At 64.3% G+C, this 5,134-nt stretch carries 5 protein-coding genes; all 5 read right to left on the bottom strand.

Going from position 1 to position 5,134, the window contains the following annotated elements; all coding sequences use genetic code 11:
- The coding region (locus tag AC062T_RS03180; RefSeq protein WP_476027326.1) for an NAD(P)/FAD-dependent oxidoreductase at window positions 1-606 on the bottom strand (606 nt) is incomplete at its 3' end.
- 5 nt (window positions 607-611) lie between these two features.
- On the bottom strand, window positions 612-2,093 hold the full coding sequence (gene gltX / locus AC062T_RS03175; protein ID WP_476027324.1) for a glutamate--tRNA ligase: 1,482 nt from the start codon (window positions 2,091-2,093) through the stop codon (window positions 612-614).
- A gap of 145 nt (window positions 2,094-2,238) precedes the next feature.
- Window positions 2,239-3,009 carry a fumarylacetoacetate hydrolase family protein gene (locus tag AC062T_RS03170; RefSeq protein WP_108517278.1) on the bottom strand — a complete coding sequence of 257 codons (771 nt, stop codon included), beginning with the start codon at window positions 3,007-3,009 and terminating at the stop codon, window positions 2,239-2,241.
- Window positions 3,010-3,070: 61 nt separating this feature from the next.
- Window positions 3,071-4,177 (bottom strand): branched-chain amino acid aminotransferase, encoded by a 1,107-nt coding sequence (locus tag AC062T_RS03165; protein ID WP_476027321.1) that lies wholly within the window; start codon window positions 4,175-4,177, stop codon window positions 3,071-3,073.
- Window positions 4,178-4,257: 80 nt separating this feature from the next.
- On the bottom strand, window positions 4,258-5,134 hold an 877-nt coding region (locus AC062T_RS03160; protein WP_476027319.1), incomplete at its 5' end, for a 3-isopropylmalate dehydrogenase.

Genomic DNA, 5,134 nt, shown 5'->3' with positions numbered 1-5,134 from the left:
CGCACCGTTCGTAAACACCGTGAGGTGATCGCTCCACTGCGCGATGAGCATGGCGCGCCAGGCAATGTCGGATGTCTCACCGATCAAAGCGATCGGGCGATCGCTGTATTCGTAGCCGTCGCAGGCAACGCAGCTAAAAAGACCCATCCCATAGAACGAGCGGATGCTGGGCAGTTGCGGCAGCTCCTCGCGCAGCCCGGTCGCCAGCAACACGGTTGCCGTGCGCACAACTCGATCGGGCTGCCCGTTGATGCCCTTGGCTTGAATCTCGAACAGCCCGGTCGACCCTGTCGTATGGGTATCGCTGCTGTAGACAGGCTCCCCCGGCTCCGCGAGGGCCGTGATGGAGGTCACCCTGGCGAGCTGATGCTCCGCCTCGGGGTAGGCGAGATACTCCTCGCGCCCGAGCTTGCGCAGCTCATGCGGAGGAGTGTTATCGCGGGTAAGAAAGCCGTGCGAGATGAGCGTGGCCGAGTGACGGGGACGGTTGCTGTCGAGCACGAGCACGCGGCGACGCGCCCGCACCAGGTTGAGCCCGGCGCTCAGCCCCGCAGGGCCGGCACCGACGACAACGACGTCGTAATCATCCGGTTGCCTCTGCACCATTTCGATCACAGCCGCGAGGCGAGACCCTGCAGCCGTGCGAGGGTGCTCGGCTTGCCGAGGAGCTCCATGGATTCGAACAGCGGCGGGCTGATGCGGCGACCGGAGATGGCGGTGCGCAGCGGGCCGAACGCCAGGCGCGGCTTGAGCTCGAGCCCTTCGATGAGCGCCTCGCGGAGGGCCCCTTCGATGGCGGCGGTCGACCAGTCGTCCAGCGCCGAAAGGGCGTCAATGGATGCCGTCAAGATCTGACCAGCATCGTCCTTGAGGGCGATAAGGGCGTCGTCGTCGAACTCGAGGGCGTCGTCGGCGACGAACAGGAACGCGAGCAGGCCGGGAGCCTCGCTGAGCACCTGCATGCGTTCCTGCACGAGCGGAGCGGCCTTCGCGAGCATCACGCGGTCTTCGCCACTGTCGACGAGGCCCGTGAGGTACGGCAGAAGACGCTCGGCAAAGTCGTGCGGCTCAAGCATGCGAATGTGGTCGCCATTGATCGATTCGGCCTTCTTCTGATCGAATCGGGCGGGGTTCGGGTTCACGTCCGTCACATCGAATGCCGCCACCATCTCGTCGATCGTGAACACGTCACGGTCGTGGCTGAGCGACCAGCCGAGCAGCGCGAGGTAGTTGATGAGCCCCTCTGGCACAAAACCACGCTCGCGGTGGTGAAAGAGGTTGGCCTCGGGGTCGCGCTTGGAGAGCTTCTTGTTGCCCTCGCCCATCACGTAAGGCAGGTGACCGAACTGCGGAATCGCATCCGTCACCCCCACCTCGATAAGAGCAGAGTAGAGCGCGATCTGGCGCGGGGTGCTCGAGAGCAGGTCCTCGCCGCGCAGCACGTGCGTGATGCCCATCAGCGCATCGTCGACGGGGTTGACGAACGTATAGAGGGGGATGCCGTTCGGGCGAACGACTACAAAGTCAGAGAAGCTGCCCGCGGGGAACGTGATGTCGCCGCGCACGAGGTCGGCAAAGCTCAGGTCGTGGTCTGGCACGCGCAGGCGAAGCGCTGGCTGGCGACCCTCGGCCTTGAACGCGGCGATCTGCTCGTCCGTGAGATCGCGCTCGAAGTTGTCGTAGCCCTGCTTGGGGTCGCGGCCGTTCGCCAGGTTGCGCGCCTCGATCTCCTCGCCCGTCGCGAACGACTCATAGAGGTGACCGGATGCCCGCAGCTTTTCGATGATGCCCTGGTAGATATCAGAGCGCTGCGACTGGCGGTACGGCGCGTGCGGGCCCCCGACATCAACACCCTCGTCCCAGTCGAGCTTGAGCCAGCGCAGTGCGTCGAGCAGCTGCAGGTAGCTCTCTTCGCTGTCGCGCGCAGCATCCGTGTCTTCGATGCGAAAGATTAGCTTGCCGCCGTTGTGCCGGGCGAAGGCCCAGTTGAACAGCGCCGTGCGGATCAGACCCACATGAGGGGTGCCGGTCGGCGACGGGCAGAAGCGAACGCGCACATCGGCGCCGGATGCAGAAGAAAAGAGAGCAGACATTGGGTCCATTCTAGGCCGCGGCACCCTGTGCGGGCCTCCTCATACGCGACCACATACTCCCGGGCATGAAAGCTACCTTGCGATGCACGATAGAGCAACAAAAAAGGGCGCCCTCCCGCAGGAGAGCGCCCTCAGATTGTGATGCTTATGCGCGGTTCTTGGCCGGGTTGCTCAGAGTACCGATGCCCTCGATTGTGATGTCGACGGTCTGGCCGTCCACGAAGCCGCCGAGGCCGGCTGGGGTGCCCGTGAGGATTATGTCGCCGGGCAGAAGCGTCCACACGTCCGAGATGTACTCGATCAGCTCGGGGACACCGTGAAGCATGTCGCGGGTGTTGCCCTTGCGGCGCGGCTCGCCGTCCACGAACGTTTCGATCTGCAGGTTCGAGGGGTCGATCTCGGTCTCGATGACCGGGCCGATCGGGCAGAACGTGTCGTAGCCCTTGGCGCGAGCCCACTGGCCATCGGCGAACATCTGGTCGCGGGCCGAAATGTCGTTGGCGATCGTGTAGCCAAAGATGTAGTCCGAGGCGTTCTCAGCCTTGACCTGCTTGGCGATCTTGCCGATCACGATGGCGAGCTCGCCCTCGTGAACGATGCGGCCTTCCACTGGCGGGATCTGGATGGTGTCGCCGGGGCCGATGATCGAGGTGTTGGGCTTGAGAAAGATCAGCGGGTTGGTGGGCGCGTTGATGTCCATCTCCGCCTTGTGCTCGGCGTAGTTCAGGCCGACGCACACAACCTTGGAGCGGGGAATCACCGGAGCGAGCAGCCGGGCGTGAGCTAGGGGAATCCGCTCCCCCGTGGTGTCAAAGCCCGAGAACATCGGGTCTCCCGCTAGAACGACGAGGTCGCCCTCATCGAGAATGCCGTAGCGGGGGTCGGTGTCTGCAGTACTAAAGCGGGCGATTTTCACTACTCGATCTTACGCTGCCAAAAGCCACGCTTTGCTCGTGTATGCCGCTCGATGCGGCATTCTAGGCGTCGAGTCGGGTGAGCCAGCCGTGCCGATCTTCAATGCGTCCGTATTGAATGTCGGTGAGTTCCTGTCGCAGCGACATTGTCAGCTCGCCGGCCACGGCATCCGCAGACCCGATTTCGAAGTCCTTGGACTTGACGAGGCCGATGGGAGTGATCACGGCCGCAGTTCCGCAGGCAAACGCCTCGACAATGTCGCCGGATGCTTGTCCCTCGCGCCATTCGTCGATGCTCACGTTGCGGCGCTCGACCCTGTGCCCGCGATCCTCAGCAAGCTGCAGGATGCTGTCTCGGGTGATGCCCTCCAGGATGCTCTTGGAATCCGGCGTCACAAGAGTGCCGTCCTTGTATACGAGCACGACGTTCATGCCGCCGAGCTCCTCCACATACTTGCCCTCACGGGAATCGAGAAAAAGCACCTGGTCGCAGCCGTTGTCATAGGCCTCCTGCTGCGCGAGAAGGGACGCTGCATAGTTGCCGCCCGTCTTGGCCGCGCCTGTTCCCCCGTGCGCGGCGCGGGAGTACTCGGCGGACAGCCAGATGCTCACGGGAGCAACGCCCCCGGAGAAGTACGACCCAGCGGGGCTCGCGATCACGTAATACGCCACCTTGTGGGCTGGCCGCACTCCGAGGAATGCCTCCTTGGCGAACATGAACGGGCGCAGGTAAAGGCACGTCCCGTCGGCCATGGGCACCCAGTCGGCGTCGACAGCGATGAGCTGCTTGATCGACTCGATGAAGTAGTCGGTGGGCAGCTCGGGCAGGGCGAGACGCCGCGCGGAACGCTGCATGCGCGCAGCGTTCGCCTCGGGGCGGAAGGTCCAGATGGAGCCGTCGGCGTGACGGTAGGCCTTCATCCCCTCGAAGATCTCCTGGCCGTAGTGGAGCACCGCGGCGGCAGGGTCAAGACTGATGGGCCCATAGGGCTGCACGCGAGGGCGGTGCCAGCCGCCCTGCTCAGACCAGCAGATATCCACCATGTGGTCGGTGAAGAACTTGCCAAACCCGGGGTTGGCCAGAATCTCGTCGCGCTCCTGCGGGCTGCGGGCAGCGAGGTTCTTCGTCACGGAGAAGGTGAGTGCACGAGGGGCGAGAAGGTCGGTCATGGGAATCCTTTTGTGGTGTTATCTCATTCTGGGGCAGCGCCCGGCTCAAGACCAGAGCCAGAGGCGCACCCGCCAGAACATCAGGAGGCGAGAGCCGCCGCGATGGCGTCGCCGACCTCCGATGTGCTGCGCTTCGCCGAACCCCGTGATGCGAGGTCCGCTTCGACTGCCGCAGTCACACGAGCCGAAGCATCCGAGAGCCCGACATGGTCGAGCAACAGGGCTGCCGACAGGATCGCGGCGGTGGGATCAGCCAATTGCTTGCCAGCGATGTCGGGTGCGGATCCGTGAACCGGCTCGAACATGCTGGGGAAGGTGCCGTCCGGGTTGATGTTGCCCGAGGCCGCCAACCCGATTCCACCGCTGATCGCGGCGGCCAGGTCGGTGATGATGTCACCGAAGAGGTTGTCGGTGACAATCGTATCGAACTGCGAGGGGTTCACGACCATGTGGATCGTGGCCGCATCGATGTGCTGGTAGTCGACCGCGACATCGGGATACTCGGCACTGACGGCATCCACCGTGCGCTGCCAGAGCCCGCCGGCGTGCACGAGAACATTGGTCTTGTGCACGAGCGTGAGCTTCTTGGCCGGGCGCGAGTTGGCCTTCTCGAAGCCGAACCGCACAAGCCGCTCGACGCCGAAGGCGGTGTTGACGCTGACTTCATTGGCGATCTCGTGAGGCGTTCCCCTGCGGATGCTGCCGCCGTTGCCCACATACGGGCCCTCGGTGCCCTCCCGCACGACAACGAAGTCGACGGCGCCGGGGCTCGCGAGAGGCGAGACGACGGAGGGGTAGAGCTTGGTGGGTCGCAGGTTCACATAGTGGTCGAAGGCGAAGCGAAGCCTGAGCAGGAGTCCGCGTTCGATGATGCCGCCAGCGAGACGCGGGTCTCGGGGGTCGCCGCCCACGGCGCCGAGCAAGATGGCATCATGCCGGGCAAGCCGGGCGAAATCT

This window comes from Homoserinimonas sp. (assembly GCF_056262345.1).
Note: the sequence above shows the minus strand (reverse complement) of the source record. Positions and strands in the feature narration are given on the sequence as shown.